The organism is Escherichia sp. E.sYA108 (genome assembly GCF_011754335.1).
In the GTDB taxonomy this organism is placed as follows: domain Bacteria; phylum Pseudomonadota; class Gammaproteobacteria; order Enterobacterales; family Enterobacteriaceae; genus Escherichia; species Escherichia coli.
On the sequence record NZ_JAAQVZ010000001.1, the window covers coordinates 5,056,690 to 5,075,825 of the forward strand.

Genomic DNA, 19,136 nt, shown 5'->3' on the forward strand with positions numbered 1-19,136 from the left:
AGCCAGCCTCATCCTTACCACTCAAGGCACGATCATGGCAAAAACAGCAGCAGCACTGCATATCCTTGTAAAAGAAGAGAAACTGGCTCTGGATCTTCTCGAGCAGATCAAGAATGGTGCCGATTTCGGCAAGCTGGCGAAGAAACACTCCATTTGCCCGTCAGGCAAACGCGGCGGTGATTTGGGTGAATTCCGCCAGGGTCAAATGGTTCCGGCGTTCGATAAAGTGGTTTTCTCTTGTCCGGTACTGGAGCCAACCGGCCCGCTGCATACCCAGTTCGGTTACCACATCATTAAAGTGCTGTACCGTAACTAACAGAAAGGCCTTCTCCGGGAGAAGGCCTTGAACTCTGAATCGCTATTAACCCGCAACAGCAATACGTTTCATATCCGTCATATAGCCGCGCAGTTTCTTACCTACCTGCTCAATCGCATGGCTGCGAATCGCTTCATTTACATCACGCAGCTGCGCGTTATCTACCGCACCTTCCGGAATAGCTTTACCCAGGTCGCCCGGTTGCAGCTCTGCCATAAACGGTTTCAGCAGTGGCACACAAGCGTAAGAGAACAGATAGTTACCGTACTCGGCAGTATCGGAGATAACCACGTTCATTTCGTACAGACGCTTACGGGCGATGGTGTTGGCAATCAGCGGCAGTTCGTGCAGTGATTCATAGTAAGCAGATTCTTCGATGATGCCGGAATCAACCATGGTTTCAAACGCCAACTCAACGCCTGCTTTTACCATCGCGATCATCAGTACGCCTTTATCGAAGTACTCCTGTTCACCGATTTTGCCTTCATACTGCGGCGCGGTTTCGAATGCGGTTTTGCCAGTCTCTTCACGCCAGGTCAGCAGTTTCTTATCGTCGTTGGCCCAGTCAGCCATCATGCCGGAGGAGAATTCGCCGGAGATGATGTCGTCCATATGTTTCTGGAACAGCGGCGCCATGATCTCTTTCAGTTGCTCAGAAAGCGCGTAAGCACGCAGTTTCGCCGGGTTAGAAAGACGGTCCATCATCAGGGTGATGCCGCCCTGTTTCAGCGCTTCGGTGATGGTTTCCCAACCGAACTGAATCAGTTTTTCTGCGTATGCCGGATCGGTGCCTTCTTCCACCAGCTTGTCGAAGCACAGCAGAGAACCAGCTTGCAACATACCGCACAGGATGGTTTGCTCGCCCATCAGGTCAGATTTCACTTCCGCAACGAAAGAGGATTCCAGAACGCCCGCACGGTGACCGCCGGTTGCAGCCGCCCATGCTTTAGCGATCGCCATGCCTTCGCCTTTCGGATCGTTTTCCGGGTGAACGGCAATCAGCGTCGGTACGCCGAATCCACGTTTGTACTCTTCACGTACTTCGGTGCCAGGGCATTTCGGCGCAACCATTACGACGGTGATGTCTTTACGGATCTGCTCACCCACTTCTACGATATTGAAACCATGAGAGTAGCCCAGCGCCGCGCCGTCTTTCATCAGTGGCTGTACGGTGCGCACTACATCAGAGTGCTGCTTGTCCGGCGTCAGGTTAACCACCAGATCCGCCTGCGGGATCAGTTCTTCGTAAGTACCCACTTTAAAACCATTTTCGGTTGCTTTACGCCAGGATGCGCGCTTCTCAGCAATCGCTTCTTTACGCAGAGCGTAGGAGATATCGAGACCAGAATCACGCATGTTCAGGCCCTGGTTCAGACCCTGTGCGCCACAGCCGACGATGACTACTTTTTTACCCTGAAGGTAGCTCGCGCCATCGGCGAATTCATCGCGCCCCATAAAGCGACATTTGCCCAGCTGTGCCAACTGCTGGCGCAGATTCAGTGTATTGAAGTAGTTAGCCATGGTGATTCCTCGTGATGTTGTGCTTCTTATTGTTCGGTTCGCGTTTGCGAGATTGAATTCACTATATGACAGGAAATTTATTGCGGAAATTGATATATTCACAACGTCACATTGCAATTTCTGCAACGTCAACATTAAGGGCTGCGCCATTGGATTTACGCGATCTGAAAACCTTCCTGCATCTGGCGGAAAGCCGCCATTTTGGCCGCAGCGCGCGGGCAATGCACGTTAGCCCGTCTACGCTTTCGCGACAAATACAGCGCCTGGAAGAAGATCTCGGTCAGCCGCTGTTTGTGCGTGATAACCGCACGGTAACGCTGACGGAAGCGGGCGAAGAACTGCGCGTTTTCGCCCAGCAAACGCTGTTGCAGTATCAACAGCTGCGCCACACCATCGATCAGCAAGGACCGTCGCTCTCTGGCGAATTACATATCTTCTGCTCGGTGACCGCTGCCTACAGCCATCTGCCGCCGATTCTCGATCGCTTCCGCGCGGAACACCCGTCGGTGGAGATTAAACTCACGACTGGTGATGCGGCAGATGCGATGGAAAAGGTCGTCACTGGCGAAGCGGATCTGGCGATTGCCGGGAAACCGGAGACTCTGCCCGGCGCAGTGGCATTTTCGATGCTGGAGAATCTGGCAGTAGTGCTGATTGCCCCTGCGCTACCCTGCCCGGTGCGTAACCAAGTTTCGGCAGATAAGCCGGACTGGTCTACAGTGCCGTTTATCATGGCCGATCAGGGACCGGTGCGCCGGCGCATTGAACTGTGGTTTCGACGCAACAAAATCAGCAACCCGATGATTTACGCTACGGTCGGCGGGCATGAAGCGATGGTGTCGATGGTAGCGCTCGGCTGTGGCGTAGCCTTGTTGCCGGAAGTGGTGCTGGAAAACAGCCCGGAACCGGTGCGTAACCGCGTGATGATTTTAGAGCGCAGTGATGAAAAAACGCCGTTTGAACTGGGCGTGTGTGTGCAGAAAAAGCGGCTACATGAGCCGCTGATTGAGGCATTCTGGAAGATTTTGCCGAACCATTAACCCGCCAAAAAGAACCTGAACGCCGGGTTATTGGTTTCGTCGTGGCAATCGTAACCCAACTCATTCAACCGGGTTTCGAAATCCGGTTCATGGTCGCCAAGTTCGAACGCCGCCAGTACGCGCCCGTAGTCGGTGCCATGGCTGCGATAGTGGAACAAAGAAATGTTCCAGTGCGTACCCAGCGTGTTGAGGAAGCGCAACAGCGCGCCCGGCGATTCCGGGAATTCGAAGCTGTAGAGGCGTTCCTGCAACGGATGCGACGGACGCCCGCCGACCATATAGCGCACATGCAGCTTCGCCATTTCGTCGTCGGAGAGATCCACTACGCTGTAGCCGCCATCGTTGAGCATCTGCAAAATTTCTTTGCGCTCTTCGAGGCCGCGGCTCAGGCGCACGCCAACAAAAATGCAGGCGTTTTTGGCATCGGCAAAACGGTAGTTGAACTCGGTGACCGAGCGCCCGCCAAGCAGTTGGCAGAATTTGAGGAAGCTGCCCTTCACTTCCGGGATGGTCACCGCCAACAACGCTTCACGCTGTTCGCCCAGTTCGCAACGTTCCGAGACGTAGCGCAGGCCGTGGAAGTTCACGTTGGCACCGGAAAGAATATGCGCCAGGCGTTCGCCGCGAATATTATGCTGGGCGATATATTTTTTCATCCCTGCCAGCGCCAGCGCGCCAGAGGGTTCCGCCACCGCACGTACATCTTCGAATAAATCCTTCATCGCCGCACAGATCGCATCACTATCGACGGTGATGATGTCGTCGAGATACTCCTGGCACAAACGGAAGGTTTCGTCGCCAATGCGTTTTACCGCAACGCCTTCAGCAAACAGCCCCACGCGCGGCAGATCCACAGGATGACCCGCATCCAGCGCCGCTTTCAGGCAGGCGGAGTCTTCCGCTTCAACGGCGATCACTTTGATTTGCGGCATCAGTTGTTTGATCAGCACCGCCACACCCGCCGCCAGACCGCCGCCGCCGACCGGCACAAACACGCGGTCAAGATGGGCATCCTGCTGGAGCAGTTCCAGCGCCAGCGTGCCTTGCCCAGCGATCACCATCGGGTGGTCGAACGGTGGCACCCAGGTGAAGCCCTGCTGCTGTGACAGTTCGATCGCTTTCGCTTTTGCTTCGTCAAAGTTCGCGCCATGAAGCAACACTTCGCCGCCAAAGCCGCGTACCGCATCAACTTTGATATCGGCGGTGGCGGTTGGCATGACGATCAGCGCCTTCACGCCTAACCGTGCGGAAGAAAACGCGACGCCCTGCGCGTGATTACCCGCCGAGGCAGTGATCACGCCATGCGCTTTTTGTTCTTCCGTCAGGCCCGCCATCATGGCGTATGCACCGCGCAGCTTAAAGCTGTGTACCGGCTGGCGATCTTCGCGCTTCACCAGAATCACGTTATCAAGACGCGACGAGAGCTTTTCCATTTTTTGTAGCGGCGTGACCTGCGCCGCCTCGTAAACCGGTGCACGTAGTACCGCTCTTAAATATTCGGCGCCTTCCGGAGCACCAGACAGGGGTTGTGAGTCTGCCATCATTAACCCCCCAGTTTCGATTTATCGCGCACCGCGCCTTTGTCGGCGCTGGTTGCCAGGCTGGCGTAGGCACGCAGGGCAAAGGAAACCTGACGTTCACGTTTTTTCGGCGTCCAGGCTTTGTCGCCACGGGCTTCCTGCGCTTCACGACGCGCCGCCAGTTCGGCATCGCTTACCTGTAACTGAATGCCTCGGTTCGGAATATCGATAGCGATCAGGTCACCATCTTCAATCAGGCCAATGCTGCCGCCGCTTGCCGCTTCCGGCGAGACGTGGCCGATGGAAAGACCAGAGGTGCCGCCGGAGAAGCGTCCATCGGTGATCAGCGCACAGGCTTTGCCGAGCCCCATTGATTTCAGGAAGCTGGTTGGGTAGAGCATTTCCTGCATGCCAGGGCCGCCTTTCGGGCCTTCATAGCGGATCACCACCACATCGCCCGCGACAACTTTGCCACCGAGGATCGCTTCTACCGCGTCGTCCTGGCTTTCGTACACTTTCGCCGGGCCGGTGAATTTTAGGATGCTGTCATCGACGCCTGCGGTTTTCACGATGCAGCCGTTTTCTGCGAAATTACCGTAGAGCACCGCCAGACCGCCGTCTTTGCTGTAGGCGTGTTCCAGCGAGCGGATACAGCCATTGGAGCGATCGTCGTCCAGCGTATCCCAGCGGCAATCCTGCGAGAATGCCTGTGTAGTACGAATGCCCGCAGGGCCAGCGCGGAACATATTTTTTACCGCATCATCCTGGGTCACGACGATGTCGTATTGTTCCAGTGTTTGCGGCAACGTCAGGCCAAGTACGTTTTTCACATCACGGTTCAGTAACCCCGCGCGATCCAGCTCGCCGAGAATACCGATAACACCACCAGCACGGTGAACATCTTCCATATGGTATTTTTGGGTGCTCGGCGCAACTTTACACAGCTGCGGTACTTTGCGGGAGAGCTTATCGATATCACTCATGGTGAAGTCGATTTCCGCTTCCTGCGCCGCCGCCAGTAGGTGAAGAACGGTGTTGGTAGAGCCGCCCATCGCGATATCCAGCGTCATGGCGTTTTCAAACGCCGCCTTACTGGCGATGTTACGCGGCAGTGCGCTTTCATCATCCTGTTCGTAGTAACGTTTGGTCAATTCAACAATGCGTTTACCAGCATTGAGGAACAGTTGCTTGCGATCAGCGTGGGTTGCCAGCAGCGAGCCGTTGCCCGGCTGCGACAGGCCCAGCGCTTCGGTCAGGCAGTTCATTGAGTTAGCAGTAAACATCCCGGAGCAGGAACCGCAGGTTGGGCAGGCGGATCGTTCAACCTGAGCGCTCTGGGAGTCAGAAACTTTCGGGTCTGCGCCCTGGATCATCGCATCAACCAGATCGAGCTTAATGATCTGATCGGACAGTTTGGTTTTCCCGGCCTCCATCGGGCCGCCGGAAACAAAGATCACCGGAATATTCAGGCGCAGGGAAGCCATCAGCATCCCCGGGGTGATTTTGTCGCAGTTAGAGATGCAGACCATGGCGTCGGCGCAGTGGGCGTTGACCATATATTCAACGGAATCAGCGATCAGTTCGCGAGATGGCAGTGAATAAAGCATGCCCCCGTGGCCCATAGCGATCCCATCATCCACCGCAATGGTGTTGAACTCTTTGGCAACGCCGCCAGCCGCTTCAATTTGTTCGGCAACCAGTTTACCGAGATCGCGTAGATGGACGTGACCCGGTACAAATTGGGTGAACGAGTTCACAACCGCGATAATCGGCTTACCGAAATCGGCGTCGGTCATTCCGGTGGCGCGCCACAGCGCACGAGCACCCGCCATATTACGACCATGAGTGGTGGTGGCGGAACGGTACTTAGGCATACTTTATTTACTCCCAGTGTCTGTCTCGTAAATGGGACGGTGCGTGCCGTCCCATTTTTTGTATTTATTGATTAACTTGATCTAACCAGCCCCATTTATCTTCGGTTTCGCCAGTGAAGAGGCCGAAGAAGGCTTGCTGAATGCGTTTGGTAACCGGGCCACAACGGCCTTCGCCAACCTGAATACCGTCTACGCTGCGCACTGGCGTGATTTCTGCCGCCGTACCGGACATAAACACTTCATCCGCCAGGTACAGGGATTCGCGCGACAGCACCTGCTCACGCACTTCAATTCCCAGCTCTTTTGCCAGTTTGATGATGGCATCACGGGTAATACCCGGCAGCGCGGATGAGGTGAACGGTGGGGTGAACAGCACGCCGTCTTTCACTTCAAACAGGTTTTCGCCTGCGCCTTCAGAGATGTAACCATTCACATCCAACGCGATACCTTCCTGATAACCGTGGCGGCGCGCTTCGCTACCCACCAGCAGGGAAGAGAGGTAGTTACCACCGGCTTTTGCCGCCGTCGGGATGGTGTTTGGTGCTGCGCGGTTCCAGGAGGAAACCATCGCATCGATCCCCTGCTCCAGCGCTTCTGCGCCCAGATACGCTCCCCACGGGAAAGCGGCGATAATCACGTCGGTTGAGTATCCCGCTGGCGGGTTTACGCCCATGCCAACATCACCAACGAAGATCAGCGGACGGATATAGGCGCTGGTGAGATTGTTTTTGCGGATCACGTCACGACAAGCTTCCATCAGCTCATCAATGCTCTGCGAAACCGGGAAGCGATAGATTTTGGCGGAGTCATGCAGACGCTGCATATGCTCACGATGGCGGAATACAACCGGTCCTTTGTGCGAGTCGTAGCAACGGATGCCTTCAAAAACCGAGGTGCCATAGTGCAGCGCGTGCGACATCACATGCACCTTCGCGTCTTCCCAGCGAACCATCTCCCCATTGAACCAAATGTAATCAGCTTTCTTCGTGGTCATTTTTATATTCCTTTTGCGCTCAGGCGCGGATTTGTTGTGATGTGGTTGTGCTCTGGCAGATAGCAACGTGTGCGACGTCCACCAGTTTATTTAACTGACTAAACAGTAAGTCGACCGACCGTGGGCTGGCAACGGTCAATTCGATATTTATATTTTGTGCATCGCTGGCGGCGGCCATATTCATTGAGCAGACGTGGAAACCACGATGACGCACCACGCGTAAAACACGTTCTAAGGTTTCCGGATTGAAGCGAGCCGATACATTGACCTGATGTTGCATCATGATAATTTCTCCAACATTTCAGAATTACTGGCACCAGGCGGCACCAGCGGCCAGACGTTCTCAAGTTCGTCGATTGAGACATGAAGCAGGTATGGCCCATCACTGTTCAGCATGGTGTCGAGTGCCGCTTCAACCTGGTCTTTATGGGTGATGTGTTGGCCAGGGATGCCGAAGGCGCTGGCTAACATGAGGAAATCGGGGTTATCGGTAAGGGTGGTTTCGCTGTATCGTTCCTGGAAAAACAGTTGCTGCCATTGTCGAACCATCCCTAACCGTTGGTTATCGAGTAAGACGATTTTCAACGGTAACTGCTTGCGTTTTACGGTGCCCAGCTCTTGCACATTCATCATGAAAGAGCCGTCACCGGAGATACAGACGACAGTATCGTTCGGTCGCGCGACTTGTGCGCCAACCGCCGCCGGTAAACCGAAACCCATGGTGCCTAAGCCGCTGGAGGTGATGAAGTTTTCCGGGCGAGTGTGGACGATGTGCTGGGCAGCCCACATCTGGTGCTGCCCCACATCTGTGGTCACGATGCAATCCGCAGGTTTACGATCCGACAGTTGTTTTAACAACAACGGCGCGTAGATAGCGTCACCAGGATGGTCGTAACGCCAGGCATGTTCATCACGCAGTTGCGCGCAGTGTTGCTGCCAGTCATCGATATTTAACGGCTGCTGTAATGCTGGTAACAGAGCATTTAAATCACCCTGTAATGCCACATGTGCCTGACGCAGCTTGTTCATTTCTGCCGGATCGATATCCATATGGATAACGCTGGCGTGTGGTGCGAAGGTGTTCAGTTTGCCAGTCACCCGGTCATCAAAACGTGCGCCCACGGCGATCAGTAGATCGCACTCCTGCACTGCGAAGTTCGCCGCTTTGGTGCCGTGCATCCCCAGCATGCCCAGATAGTACGGATAATCTGCTTCTACTGCGCCCAGCCCTTTCAACGTACAGGTGGCAGGCATTTTTGTGGCAGCGAGAAATTCACGCAAAGCCGAAACTGCCTGCGCCATGCCCACGCCACCGCCAACGTACAGCATCGGTTTTTGCGCTTTTGCCAGCATCTGACGCGCTTGCTCGACTTCGGCATGTGAGAAAGTCACTTCGTTTTCAACAGTGGTGAACCACGGTTCCAGATCGCCGCTGGCTAACTGGATATCTTTTGGAATATCGACCAAAACCGGACCAGGACGACCAGAGCTGGCGACGTCAAACGCTTCGGCCATGATACGCGGTAACTCTTCCAGTGATTGCACCAGGAAACTGTGCTTGGTGCAGGCTAACGACAACCCCAGAATATCCACCTCCTGAAATGCGTCAGTGCCGATAAACGGTGCGGATACCTGACCGGTGATAGCAACAACGGGGATGGAATCTAACAGCGCGTCCGCAAGCCCGGTTATCAGGTTGGTTGCACCTGGACCAGACGTGGCGATGCAAACGCCAGTTTTGCCGGTAGCACGGGCATAACCGATAGCCGCCATTGCTGCACCTTGCTCGTGTCGGCACAGCAAGTGTTCCACGCCACCGTCATACAATGCATCGTAAACCGGCATAATTGCGCCACCCGGATAACCGAAAACGGTGTTCACACCCTGTGCCCGCAACGCATGTACCACCCACTGTGCGCCATTCATAGTTAGTTCCCCGTCCTGAATCTTGAGAAACAGAATTTTGTGCTGTTATTCATTGTCTGCTCCTCAGTTATGTTTTTAAGGTCAAAAAAAACCCCCGGACCTTTCGGTGCGGGGGTCTTAGTTCGTTAAGGCTTGATCTCTAAGCCTTTCCTCGTCCAAGTGCAGCCCCGCACGGTGGGATAATAATCACCACCACGCTAATCACGACCAGGCTAATCACTCGTAGAAGGGCTGTCATTTTGTCTTTTCTTGCATCTTGTTCGAAGGAATGCCTAAAGAGTTACCATAGATTTTGCGAATAGCACAAGATATTTTTTGGCCGATTTTTATGATGTCTTTAATAATTTCAAGAGAAATTGTTGTTTTTTAAAAAGAAAATAGTGAGTGAAAAAAATTCAATTTCAGTATGAATGTTGTTCCCTTCCTCGTAGTTCATCCTTTGCACGCTGCATTTTTGCGAGCATCATTCCACCGCCAGAACAACTCAACTTCACTTGCACAAATAAACAGGAATCAGCCACTAAAATTCACGAATTAGCGGGCTACAGCAGCGATATCTTATGCACATAATGGTGACTCAAGGAGGGCTTATGTCACTGTCAATTGTTCATACCCGCGCAGCCCTGGGAGTAAATGCGCCCCCAATCACTGTTGAGGTACATATCAGTAAAGGTCTACCAGGCTTAACGATGGTGGGCTTACCAGAAACAACGGTAAAAGAAGCTCGCGATCGCGTGCGCAGCGCCATTATCAATAGCGGATATGAATATCCGGCGAAAAAAATCACCATCAACCTTGCTCCAGCCGATCTGCCAAAAGAAGGGGGACGATATGATTTGCCTATCGCTATTGCGTTACTGGCGGCCTCAGAACAGCTTACAGCCAATAAGTTAGATGAATATGAATTAGTCGGAGAACTGGCGCTTACAGGCGCTCTGCGTGGCGTTCCCGGCGCAATCTCCAGTGCAACTGAAGCTATTAAGTCGGGCAGAAAAATTATCGTCGCGAAAGATAACGAAGATGAAGTGGGGCTAATTAACGGTGAAGGATGCCTGATAGCCGATCATCTGCAGGCTGTCTGCGCGTTTCTGGAAGGTAAGCACGCTCTCGAACACCCGAAACCAACTAATGCAGTATCCCGGGCGCTACAACATGATCTCAGTGATGTTGTCGGTCAGGAGCAAGGAAAGCGAGGACTGGAAATTACCGCCGCTGGCGGGCACAACCTTTTACTGATTGGACCGCCGGGAACAGGTAAAACAATGCTCGCCAGCCGTATTAATGGCCTTTTGCCAGATTTAAGCAATGAAGAGGCACTGGAGAGCGCTGCGATATTAAGTCTGGTAAATGCTGAATCAGTACAAAAACAATGGCGGCAGCGCCCGTTCCGCTCACCTCATCACAGTGCGTCGTTAACTGCGATGGTGGGCGGTGGTGCAATTCCAGGGCCAGGTGAAATTTCGCTGGCGCATAACGGCGTGCTTTTTCTTGATGAGCTACCTGAATTTGAACGGCGTACACTGGATGCCTTGCGAGAGCCGATTGAATCCGGGCAGATCCATCTTTCACGCACACGAGCAAAAATAACCTATCCAGCCCGTTTCCAGCTTGTCGCGGCAATGAATCCCAGCCCTACCGGACATTATCAGGGAAACCATAACCGCTGCACACCAGAACAGACATTACGTTATCTCAACCGGCTCTCGGGGCCCTTTCTCGACCGCTTCGATCTCTCACTGGAGATCCCATTACCGCCCCCCGGCATTTTGAGTAAAACGGTAGTGCCGGGAGAAAACAGCACCACCGTTAAACAACGTGTAATGGCCGCCAGAGAGCGCCAATTTAAGCGGCAGAATAAACTGAACGCCTGGCTGGATAATCCGGAAATACGCCAATTCTGCAAGCTTGAAAGCGAAGATGCGCAGTGGCTGGAAGAAACGCTGATCCATCTGGGGTTATCGATTCGTGCCTGGCAGCGGTTATTGAAAGTTGCACGAACCATTGCTGATATTGATCAGTCTGACATTATCACACGTCAGCATTTGCAGGAGGCAGTTAGCTATCGTGCGATTGACCGTTTGCTCATCCATCTGCAAAAACTACTGACATAAAAAAAGGGCATTTCGCCCTTTTTATTAATCGTCAGAATCGGTGTAGTCTTCAGCACCTTCAACCTGCGGTTTACCGCCGGAAAGGGTGTGAAAACGTTTTGGACGCTTGATACGCGTCATATACTTGGACCACACGCGTTCTGCTTCTGTCACTGGTTCACGTTCGCCACGGCATACTGCTACGAAGAGTTTCTCTTCCTCGGTAACCGGCTCGCGTTTGCCAAGATCCAACTCATTGAAGGCATAACCATGACGCTCAAGCAGTTGTGCCTCTTTGATGGTGAAGTCACCATGACGAGAGAATCCACGTGGATAATGTTTATTGTCGAAATATCGATTAGTCGTCGTAAAGCTTTCCGCCATCCTGCACGCTCCTAATTCTTTGACCGAGCTAGTTATGGCGCGGAGTATTAGTTACGCTTGACAGAGTGTAAAACAAAACATTTAAATCATAACGACAAATAATTTTGCGGAGAGCACTGTGGATACGGAATTGTTAAAAACTTTCCTGGAAGTTAGCCGAACGCGTCACTTTGGTCGAGCGGCTGAATCGCTCTATCTGACCCAATCAGCCGTGAGCTTTCGAATCAGACAACTGGAAAATCAACTGGGTGTGAATCTTTTCACCCGCCACAGAAACAATATCCGTTTAACCGCTGCCGGAGAAAAGCTTCTGCCTTATGCAGAAACGCTCATGAGCACCTGGCAGGCCGCCCGCAAGGAGGTGGCGCATACCTCACGACATAATGAGTTTTCTATCGGTGCCAGCGCCTCGCTGTGGGAGTGTATGCTTAATCAGTGGCTGGGACGCTTGTATCAAAATCAGGATGTCCATACAGGCTTACAGTTCGAAGCGCGAATTGCCCAACGGCAGTCTCTGGTAAAACAGTTGCATGAACGCCAACTTGATCTTCTTATTACAACTGAAGCCCCCAAAATGGACGAATTTTGTAGTCAGTTGCTGGGGTATTTCACTTTAGCGCTTTATACCAGTGCCCCTTCTAAACTAAAGGGAGATCTTAACTATCTGCGACTAGAGTGGGGGCCAGATTTTCAACAGCATGAGGCAGGTTTGATCGGTGCTGACGAAGTTCCCATTCTGACAACCAGTTCTGCTGAACTGGCACAGCAACAGATTGCGATGCTTAATGGTTGCACCTGGCTACCCGTCAGTTGGGCACGTAAAAAAGGCGGCCTGCATACCGTTGTCGATAGCACAACACTTTCACGGCCGCTTTATGCCATATGGCTACAAAATAGCGATAAAAATGCGTTGATTCGCGATCTATTGAAAATTAACGTGCTGGATGAAGTGTATTAATCTGAATGGCTGGCAAGGATGCCGGTAGAAGGAGTTACTTCGGAGAGGGTTATTTCAGATAAAAAAAATCCTTAGCTTTCGCTAAGGATGATTTCTGGCAGGGGCGGAGAGACTCGAACTCCCAACACCCGGTTTTGGAGACCGGTGCTCTACCAATTGAACTACGCCCCTAATTAGGGTGGCGGAACGGACGGGACTCGAACCCGCGACCCCCTGCGTGACAGGCAGGTATTCTAACCGACTGAACTACCGCTCCACCGAATTCTTTTACAACCACCGGTTTATAACCGGCTTACTGCTAAATTTGATGCCTGGCAGTTCCCTACTCTCGCATGGGGAGACCCCACACTACCATCGGCGCTACGGCGTTTCACTTCTGAGTTCGGCATGGGGTCAGGTGGGACCACCGCGCTAAGGCCGCCAGGCAAATTCTGTTTCATTAACCCGCTTGTCGCCGGTTAATCTAATCTGTATCAGGCTGAAAATCTTCTCTCATCCGCCAAAACATCTTCGGCGTTGTAAGGTTAAGCCTCACGGTTCATTAGTACCGGTTAGCTCAACGCATCGCTGCGCTTACACACCCGGCCTATCAACGTCGTCGTCTTCAACGTTCCTTCAGGACCCTCAAGGAGTCAGGGAGAACTCATCTCGGGGCAAGTTTCGTGCTTAGATGCTTTCAGCACTTATCTCTTCCGCATTTAGCTACCGGGCAGTGCCATTGGCATGACAACCCGAACACCAGTGATGCGTCCACTCCGGTCCTCTCGTACTAGGAGCAGCCCCCCTCAGTTCTCCAGCGCCCACGGCAGATAGGGACCGAACTGTCTCACGACGTTCTAAACCCAGCTCGCGTACCACTTTAAATGGCGAACAGCCATACCCTTGGGACCTACTTCAGCCCCAGGATGTGATGAGCCGACATCGAGGTGCCAAACACCGCCGTCGATATGAACTCTTGGGCGGTATCAGCCTGTTATCCCCGGAGTACCTTTTATCCGTTGAGCGATGGCCCTTCCATTCAGAACCACCGGATCACTATGACCTGCTTTCGCACCTGCTCGCGCCGTCACGCTCGCAGTCAAGCTGGCTTATGCCATTGCACTAACCTCCTGATGTCCGACCAGGATTAGCCAACCTTCGTGCTCCTCCGTTACTCTTTAGGAGGAGACCGCCCCAGTCAAACTACCCACCAGACACTGTCCGCAACCCGGATTACGGGCCAACGTTAGAACATCAAACATTAAAGGGTGGTATTTCAAGGTCGGCTCCATGCAGACTGGCGTCCACACTTCAAAGCCTCCCACCTATCCTACACATCAAGGCTCAATGTTCAGTGTCAAGCTATAGTAAAGGTTCACGGGGTCTTTCCGTCTTGCCGCGGGTACACTGCATCTTCACAGCGAGTTCAATTTCACTGAGTCTCGGGTGGAGACAGCCTGGCCATCATTACGCCATTCGTGCAGGTCGGAACTTACCCGACAAGGAATTTCGCTACCTTAGGACCGTTATAGTTACGGCCGCCGTTTACCGGGGCTTCGATCAAGAGCTTCGCGTTACCGCTAACCCCATCAATTAACCTTCCGGCACCGGGCAGGCGTCACACCGTATACGTCCACTTTCGTGTTTGCACAGTGCTGTGTTTTTAATAAACAGTTGCAGCCAGCTGGTATCTTCGACTGATTTCAGCTCCACGAGCAAGTCGCTTCACCTACATATCAGCGTGCCTTCTCCCGAAGTTACGGCACCATTTTGCCTAGTTCCTTCACCCGAGTTCTCTCAAGCGCCTTGGTATTCTCTACCTGACCACCTGTGTCGGTTTTGGGTACGATTTGATGTTACCTGATGCTTAGAGGCTTTTCCTGGAAGCAGGGCATTTGTCGCTTCAGCACCGTAGTGCCTCGTCATCACGCCTCAGCCTTGGTTTTCCGGATTTGCCTGGAAAACCAGCCTACACGCTTAAACCGGGACAACCGTCGCCCGGCCAACATAGCCTTCTCCGTCCCCCCTTCGCAGTAACACCAAGTACAGGAATATTAACCTGTTTCCCATCGACTACGCCTTTCGGCCTCGCCTTAGGGGTCGACTCACCCTGCCCCGATTAACGTTGGACAGGAACCCTTGGTCTTCCGGCGAGCGGGCTTTTCACCCGCTTTATCGTTACTTATGTCAGCATTCGCACTTCTGATACCTCCAGCAACCCTCACAGGCCACCTTCACAGGCTTACAGAACGCTCCCCTACCCAACAACACATAGTGTCGCTGCCGCAGCTTCGGTGCATGGTTTAGCCCCGTTACATCTTCCGCGCAGGCCGACTCGACCAGTGAGCTATTACGCTTTCTTTAAATGATGGCTGCTTCTAAGCCAACATCCTGGCTGTCTGGGCCTTCCCACATCGTTTCCCACTTAACCATGACTTTGGGACCTTAGCTGGCGGTCTGGGTTGTTTCCCTCTTCACGACGGACGTTAGCACCCGCCGTGTGTCTCCCGTGATAACATTCTCCGGTATTCGCAGTTTGCATCGGGTTGGTAAGTCGGGATGACCCCCTTGCCGAAACAGTGCTCTACCCCCGGAGATGAATTCACGAGGCGCTACCTAAATAGCTTTCGGGGAGAACCAGCTATCTCCCGGTTTGATTGGCCTTTCACCCCCAGCCACAAGTCATCCGCTAATTTTTCAACATTAGTCGGTTCGGTCCTCCAGTTAGTGTTACCCAACCTTCAACCTGCCCATGGCTAGATCACCGGGTTTCGGGTCTATACCCTGCAACTTAACGCCCAGTTAAGACTCGGTTTCCCTTCGGCTCCCCTATTCGGTTAACCTTGCTACAGAATATAAGTCGCTGACCCATTATACAAAAGGTACGCAGTCACCCCATTAAGAGGCTCCCACTGCTTGTACGTACACGGTTTCAGGTTCTTTTTCACTCCCCTCGCCGGGGTTCTTTTCGCCTTTCCCTCACGGTACTGGTTCACTATCGGTCAGTCAGGAGTATTTAGCCTTGGAGGATGGTCCCCCCATATTCAGACAGGATACCACGTGTCCCGCCCTACTCATCGAGCTCACAATATGTGCATTTTTGTGTACGGGGCTGTCACCCTGTATCGCACGCCTTTCCAGACGCTTCCACTAACACACACACTGATTCAGGCTCTGGGCTCCTCCCCGTTCGCTCGCCGCTACTGGGGGAATCTCGGTTGATTTCTTTTCCTCGGGGTACTTAGATGTTTCAGTTCCCCCGGTTCGCCTCATTAACCTATGGATTCAGTTAATGATAGTGTGTCGAAACACACTGGGTTTCCCCATTCGGAAATCGCCGGTTATAACGGTTCATATCACCTCACCGACGCTTATCGCAGATTAGCACGTCCTTCATCGCCTCTGACTGCCAGGGCATCCACCGTGTACGCTTAGTCGCTTAACCTCACAACCCGAAGATGTTTCTTGCGATTCATCATCGTGTTGCGAAAATTTGAGAGACTCACGAACAACTCTCGTTGTTCAGTGTTTCAATTTTCAGCTTGATCCAGATTTTTAAAGAGCAAATATCTCAAACATCACCCGAAGATGAGTTTTGAGATATTAAGGCAGGTGACTTTCACTCACAAACCAGCAAGTGGCGTCCCCTAGGGGATTCGAACCCCTGTTACCGCCGTGAAAGGGCGGTGTCCTGGGCCTCTAGACGAAGGGGACGTGTCAGTCTGCTTCGCAAGACGCCTTGCTTTTCACTTTCTATCAGACAATCTGTGTGAGCACTGCAAAGTACGCTTCTTTAAGGTAAGGAGGTGATCCAACCGCAGGTTCCCCTACGGTTACCTTGTTACGACTTCACCCCAGTCATGAATCACAAAGTGGTAAGCGCCCTCCCGAAGGTTAAGCTACCTACTTCTTTTGCAACCCACTCCCATGGTGTGACGGGCGGTGTGTACAAGGCCCGGGAACGTATTCACCGTGGCATTCTGATCCACGATTACTAGCGATTCCGACTTCATGGAGTCGAGTTGCAGACTCCAATCCGGACTACGACGCACTTTATGAGGTCCGCTTGCTCTCGCGAGGTCGCTTCTCTTTGTATGCGCCATTGTAGCACGTGTGTAGCCCTGGTCGTAAGGGCCATGATGACTTGACGTCATCCCCACCTTCCTCCAGTTTATCACTGGCAGTCTCCTTTGAGTTCCCGGCCGGACCGCTGGCAACAAAGGATAAGGGTTGCGCTCGTTGCGGGACTTAACCCAACATTTCACAACACGAGCTGACGACAGCCATGCAGCACCTGTCTCACGGTTCCCGAAGGCACATTCTCATCTCTGAAAACTTCCGTGGATGTCAAGACCAGGTAAGGTTCTTCGCGTTGCATCGAATTAAACCACATGCTCCACCGCTTGTGCGGGCCCCCGTCAATTCATTTGAGTTTTAACCTTGCGGCCGTACTCCCCAGGCGGTCGACTTAACGCGTTAGCTCCGGAAGCCACGCCTCAAGGGCACAACCTCCAAGTCGACATCGTTTACGGCGTGGACTACCAGGGTATCTAATCCTGTTTGCTCCCCACGCTTTCGCACCTGAGCGTCAGTCTTCGTCCAGGGGGCCGCCTTCGCCACCGGTATTCCTCCAGATCTCTACGCATTTCACCGCTACACCTGGAATTCTACCCCCCTCTACGAGACTCAAGCTTGCCAGTATCAGATGCAGTTCCCAGGTTGAGCCCGGGGATTTCACATCTGACTTAACAAACCGCCTGCGTGCGCTTTACGCCCAGTAATTCCGATTAACGCTTGCACCCTCCGTATTACCGCGGCTGCTGGCACGGAGTTAGCCGGTGCTTCTTCTGCGGGTAACGTCAATGAGCAAAGGTATTAACTTTACTCCCTTCCTCCCCGCTGAAAGTACTTTACAACCCGAAGGCCTTCTTCATACACGCGGCATGGCTGCATCAGGCTTGCGCCCATTGTGCAATATTCCCCACTGCTGCCTCCCGTAGGAGTCTGGACCGTGTCTCAGTTCCAGTGTGGCTGGTCATCCTCTCAGACCAGCTAGGGATCGTCGCCTAGGTGAGCCTTTACCCCACCTACTAGCTAATCCCATCTGGGCACATCCGATGGCAAGAGGCCCGAAGGTCCCCCTCTTTGGTCTTGCGACGTTATGCGGTATTAGCTACCGTTTCCAGTAGTTATCCCCCTCCATCAGGCAGTTTCCCAGACATTACTCACCCGTCCGCCACTCGTCAGCAAAGCAGCAAGCTGCTTCCTGTTACCGTTCGACTTGCATGTGTTAGGCCTGCCGCCAGCGTTCAATCTGAGCCATGATCAAACTCTTCAATTTAAAAGTTTGATGCTCAAAGAATTAAACTTCGTAATGAATTACGTGTTCACTCTTGAGACTTGGTATTCATTTTTCGTCTTGCGACGTCAAGAATCCGTATCTTCGAGTGCCCACACAGATTGTCTGATAAATTGTTAAAGAGCAGTGCCGCTTCGCTTTTTCTCAACGGCGCGGGGTGTGCATAATACGCTTTCCCGCTACAGAGTCAAGCATTTATTTTGCTTTCCCTGCCGAAGTTCTCAGGAGAACCCCGCTGACCCGGCGGCGTGTTTGCCGTTGTTCCGTGTCAGTGGTGGCGCATTATAGGGAGTTATTCCGGCCTGACAAGAGGAAATTTAAAATAATTTTCTGATCGCGCATTTTTTCAGCAAAAGCCCCGTTAATGTGCCATAAAACAAGCAATTTGCCGTTTTTGCAACCGTAATCACACTTCCTGGTGGCATACTAAGAAGGAATAAAAAGAAAAAGGAAGATTAGTAATGCCTTTAAGCGCACAACAGTTAGCTGCACAGAAAAACCTTTCGTATGTTCTGGCTGAGAAGCTGGCGCAGCGGATCTTAAAAGGTGAATATGAACCCGGCACCATTTTGCCTGGTGAGATTGAGCTGGGCGAGCAATTTGGAGTGAGTCGTACAGCGGTACGCGAAGCGGTCAAAACGTTAACGGCAAAAGGGATGGTTTTACCGCGACCGCGAATTGGTACCCGAGTCATGCCACAATCGAACTGGAATTTTCTTGATCAGGAATTGCTTACCTGGTGGATGACAGAAGAGAACTTTCATCAGGTCATCGATCACTTTCTGGTTATGCGTATCTGTCTGGAGCCGCAAGCTTGCCTACTGGCAGCAAAGGTTGGCACCGCGGAACAGAAGGCGCATCTCAATACGTTAATGGCCGAAATGGCGGCATTAAAAGAGAACTTTCGCCGTGAACGCTGGATCGAAGTCGATATGGCCTGGCATGAGCATATCTATGAAATGAGCGCCAATCCGTTTTTGACCTCATTCGCCTCGCTATTCCATTCGGTTTATCACACTTACTTCACGTCAATTACCAGCGACACAGTGATAAAGCTGGATCTGCACCAGGCGATTGTCGATGCGATTATCCAAAGCGATGGCGACGCGGCATTTAAAGCTTGTCAGGCGCTGCTACGCTCACCAGATAAGTGATAACTCGATAACAGGACATTG

The 19,136-nt window shown here is 52.6% G+C and carries 14 protein-coding genes, 3 tRNA genes and 3 rRNA genes; 5 read left to right on the forward strand and 15 right to left on the reverse strand.

Translation table 11 applies throughout. The annotated features are described in order from the left end of the window. Positions 1-34 precede the first annotated feature (34 nt). Positions 35-316: a peptidylprolyl isomerase PpiC gene (gene ppiC / locus HBM92_RS24145; RefSeq protein WP_001140251.1), complete on the forward strand. Its 282-nt coding sequence runs from the start codon at positions 35-37 to the stop codon at positions 314-316. A 45-nt stretch (positions 317-361) separates the two neighbouring features. Here the strand turns inward: ppiC and ilvC are convergent, their stop codons facing one another. Further along, entirely contained in the window at positions 362-1,837 is a 1,476-nt protein-coding gene (gene ilvC / locus HBM92_RS24150) for a ketol-acid reductoisomerase (protein WP_000024951.1), read from the reverse strand. A 149-nt stretch (positions 1,838-1,986) separates the two neighbouring features. Between ilvC and ilvY the strand changes: the two genes are divergently transcribed. Further along, positions 1,987-2,877, forward strand: a complete 891-nt coding sequence (gene ilvY, locus HBM92_RS24155) for an HTH-type transcriptional activator IlvY (protein ID WP_000365771.1) — start codon at positions 1,987-1,989, stop codon at positions 2,875-2,877. On the opposite strand, the gene ilvA is transcribed toward ilvY, so the two are convergent. The 7 genes from ilvA to ilvL form a co-directional block, all read right to left on the reverse strand. Further along, positions 2,874-4,418 carry a threonine ammonia-lyase, biosynthetic gene (gene ilvA, locus HBM92_RS24160; protein WP_001468166.1) on the reverse strand — a complete coding sequence of 515 codons (1,545 nt, stop codon included), beginning with the start codon at positions 4,416-4,418 and terminating at the stop codon, positions 2,874-2,876. The genes ilvY and ilvA overlap by 4 nt on opposite strands. 2 nt (positions 4,419-4,420) lie before the next feature. After that, positions 4,421-6,271: a dihydroxy-acid dehydratase gene (gene ilvD / locus HBM92_RS24165; protein ID WP_001127368.1), complete on the reverse strand. Its 1,851-nt coding sequence runs from the start codon at positions 6,269-6,271 to the stop codon at positions 4,421-4,423. Positions 6,272-6,335: 64 nt separating this feature from the next. Further along, complete coding sequence (ilvE, locus tag HBM92_RS24170; protein ID WP_000208520.1) at positions 6,336-7,265, reverse strand: branched-chain-amino-acid transaminase; 930 nt, start codon at positions 7,263-7,265, stop codon at positions 6,336-6,338. 19 nt (positions 7,266-7,284) lie between these two features. Then, entirely contained in the window at positions 7,285-7,548 is a 264-nt protein-coding gene (gene ilvM / locus HBM92_RS24175) for an acetolactate synthase 2 small subunit (RefSeq protein WP_000983255.1), read from the reverse strand. Continuing rightward, entirely contained in the window at positions 7,545-9,191 is a 1,647-nt protein-coding gene (ilvG, locus tag HBM92_RS24180) for an acetolactate synthase 2 catalytic subunit (protein ID WP_001012593.1), read from the reverse strand. Before ilvG ends, ilvM begins: the two co-directional genes overlap by 4 nt. A 2-nt stretch (positions 9,192-9,193) precedes the next feature. Then, positions 9,194-9,244, reverse strand: a complete 51-nt coding sequence (gene ilvX / locus HBM92_RS24185; RefSeq protein WP_001387183.1) for a peptide IlvX — start codon at positions 9,242-9,244, stop codon at positions 9,194-9,196. Positions 9,245-9,330: 86 nt separating this feature from the next. Next, positions 9,331-9,429 carry an ilv operon leader peptide gene (ilvL, locus tag HBM92_RS24190; protein ID WP_001311244.1) on the reverse strand — a complete coding sequence of 33 codons (99 nt, stop codon included), beginning with the start codon at positions 9,427-9,429 and terminating at the stop codon, positions 9,331-9,333. Between the two features lie 352 nt (positions 9,430-9,781). Between ilvL and HBM92_RS24195 the strand changes: the two genes are divergently transcribed. Then, positions 9,782-11,302 (forward strand): YifB family Mg chelatase-like AAA ATPase, encoded by a 1,521-nt coding sequence (locus HBM92_RS24195; RefSeq protein ID WP_000058957.1) that lies wholly within the window; start codon positions 9,782-9,784, stop codon positions 11,300-11,302. Positions 11,303-11,326: 24 nt separating this feature from the next. On the opposite strand, the gene maoP is transcribed toward HBM92_RS24195, so the two are convergent. After that, positions 11,327-11,665, reverse strand: coding sequence for a macrodomain Ori organization protein MaoP (gene maoP, locus HBM92_RS24200; protein ID WP_000841001.1), 339 nt, complete (start codon positions 11,663-11,665; stop codon positions 11,327-11,329). Positions 11,666-11,783: 118 nt separating this feature from the next. Here maoP and hdfR point away from each other — a divergent pair, with 118 nt between their 5' ends. Then, the gene (gene hdfR / locus HBM92_RS24205) at positions 11,784-12,623 is read left to right on the forward strand and encodes an HTH-type transcriptional regulator HdfR (RefSeq protein WP_000379257.1); all 840 of its coding nucleotides are present in this window, start codon (positions 11,784-11,786) and stop codon (positions 12,621-12,623) included. A gap of 95 nt (positions 12,624-12,718) precedes the next feature. On the opposite strand, the gene HBM92_RS24210 is transcribed toward hdfR, so the two are convergent. From HBM92_RS24210 to HBM92_RS24235, 6 genes are all read right to left on the reverse strand, one after another. Beyond that, positions 12,719-12,794: transfer RNA gene (locus HBM92_RS24210), tRNA-Trp, on the reverse strand. An 8-nt stretch (positions 12,795-12,802) separates the two neighbouring features. Continuing rightward, positions 12,803-12,879: transfer RNA gene (locus tag HBM92_RS24215), tRNA-Asp, on the reverse strand. A 53-nt stretch (positions 12,880-12,932) separates the two neighbouring features. Continuing rightward, positions 12,933-13,048 (reverse strand): 5S ribosomal RNA (gene rrf / locus HBM92_RS24220). Between the two features lie 95 nt (positions 13,049-13,143). Continuing rightward, positions 13,144-16,047, reverse strand: a 23S ribosomal RNA gene (locus HBM92_RS24225). Positions 16,048-16,240: 193 nt separating this feature from the next. Then, positions 16,241-16,316, reverse strand: a tRNA-Glu gene (locus HBM92_RS24230). A gap of 85 nt (positions 16,317-16,401) precedes the next feature. After that, positions 16,402-17,943 (reverse strand): 16S ribosomal RNA (locus HBM92_RS24235). The 16S, 23S and 5S rRNA genes sit together here with 3 tRNA genes alongside, the layout of an rRNA operon. A gap of 479 nt (positions 17,944-18,422) precedes the next feature. Between HBM92_RS24235 and HBM92_RS24240 the strand changes: the two genes are divergently transcribed. After that, positions 18,423-19,115 (forward strand): FadR/GntR family transcriptional regulator, encoded by a 693-nt coding sequence (locus HBM92_RS24240; RefSeq protein ID WP_001131161.1) that lies wholly within the window; start codon positions 18,423-18,425, stop codon positions 19,113-19,115. Positions 19,116-19,136 lie beyond the last annotated feature (21 nt).

Excerpts from the sequence above, each read along its gene's own strand:
- ilvE (WP_000208520.1), bottom strand. The coding sequence starts at position 7,265 with ATGACCACGAAGAAAGCTGATTACATTTGGTTCAATGGGGAGATGGTT.
- ilvL (WP_001311244.1), bottom strand. The coding sequence starts at position 9,429 with ATGACAGCCCTTCTACGAGTGATTAGCCTGGTCGTGATTAGCGTGGTG.
- maoP (WP_000841001.1), bottom strand. The coding sequence starts at position 11,665 with ATGGCGGAAAGCTTTACGACGACTAATCGATATTTCGACAATAAACAT.
- HBM92_RS24195 (WP_000058957.1), top strand. The coding sequence starts at position 9,782 with ATGTCACTGTCAATTGTTCATACCCGCGCAGCCCTGGGAGTAAATGCG.
- ilvM (WP_000983255.1), bottom strand. The coding sequence starts at position 7,548 with ATGATGCAACATCAGGTCAATGTATCGGCTCGCTTCAATCCGGAAACC.
- ppiC (WP_001140251.1), top strand. The coding sequence starts at position 35 with ATGGCAAAAACAGCAGCAGCACTGCATATCCTTGTAAAAGAAGAGAAA.
- ilvA (WP_001468166.1), bottom strand. The coding sequence starts at position 4,418 with ATGGCAGACTCACAACCCCTGTCTGGTGCTCCGGAAGGCGCCGAATAT.
- HBM92_RS24240 (WP_001131161.1), top strand. The coding sequence starts at position 18,423 with ATGCCTTTAAGCGCACAACAGTTAGCTGCACAGAAAAACCTTTCGTAT.
- ilvC (WP_000024951.1), bottom strand. The coding sequence starts at position 1,837 with ATGGCTAACTACTTCAATACACTGAATCTGCGCCAGCAGTTGGCACAG.
- ilvG (WP_001012593.1), bottom strand. The coding sequence starts at position 9,191 with ATGAATGGCGCACAGTGGGTGGTACATGCGTTGCGGGCACAGGGTGTG.
- ilvD (WP_001127368.1), bottom strand. The coding sequence starts at position 6,271 with ATGCCTAAGTACCGTTCCGCCACCACCACTCATGGTCGTAATATGGCG.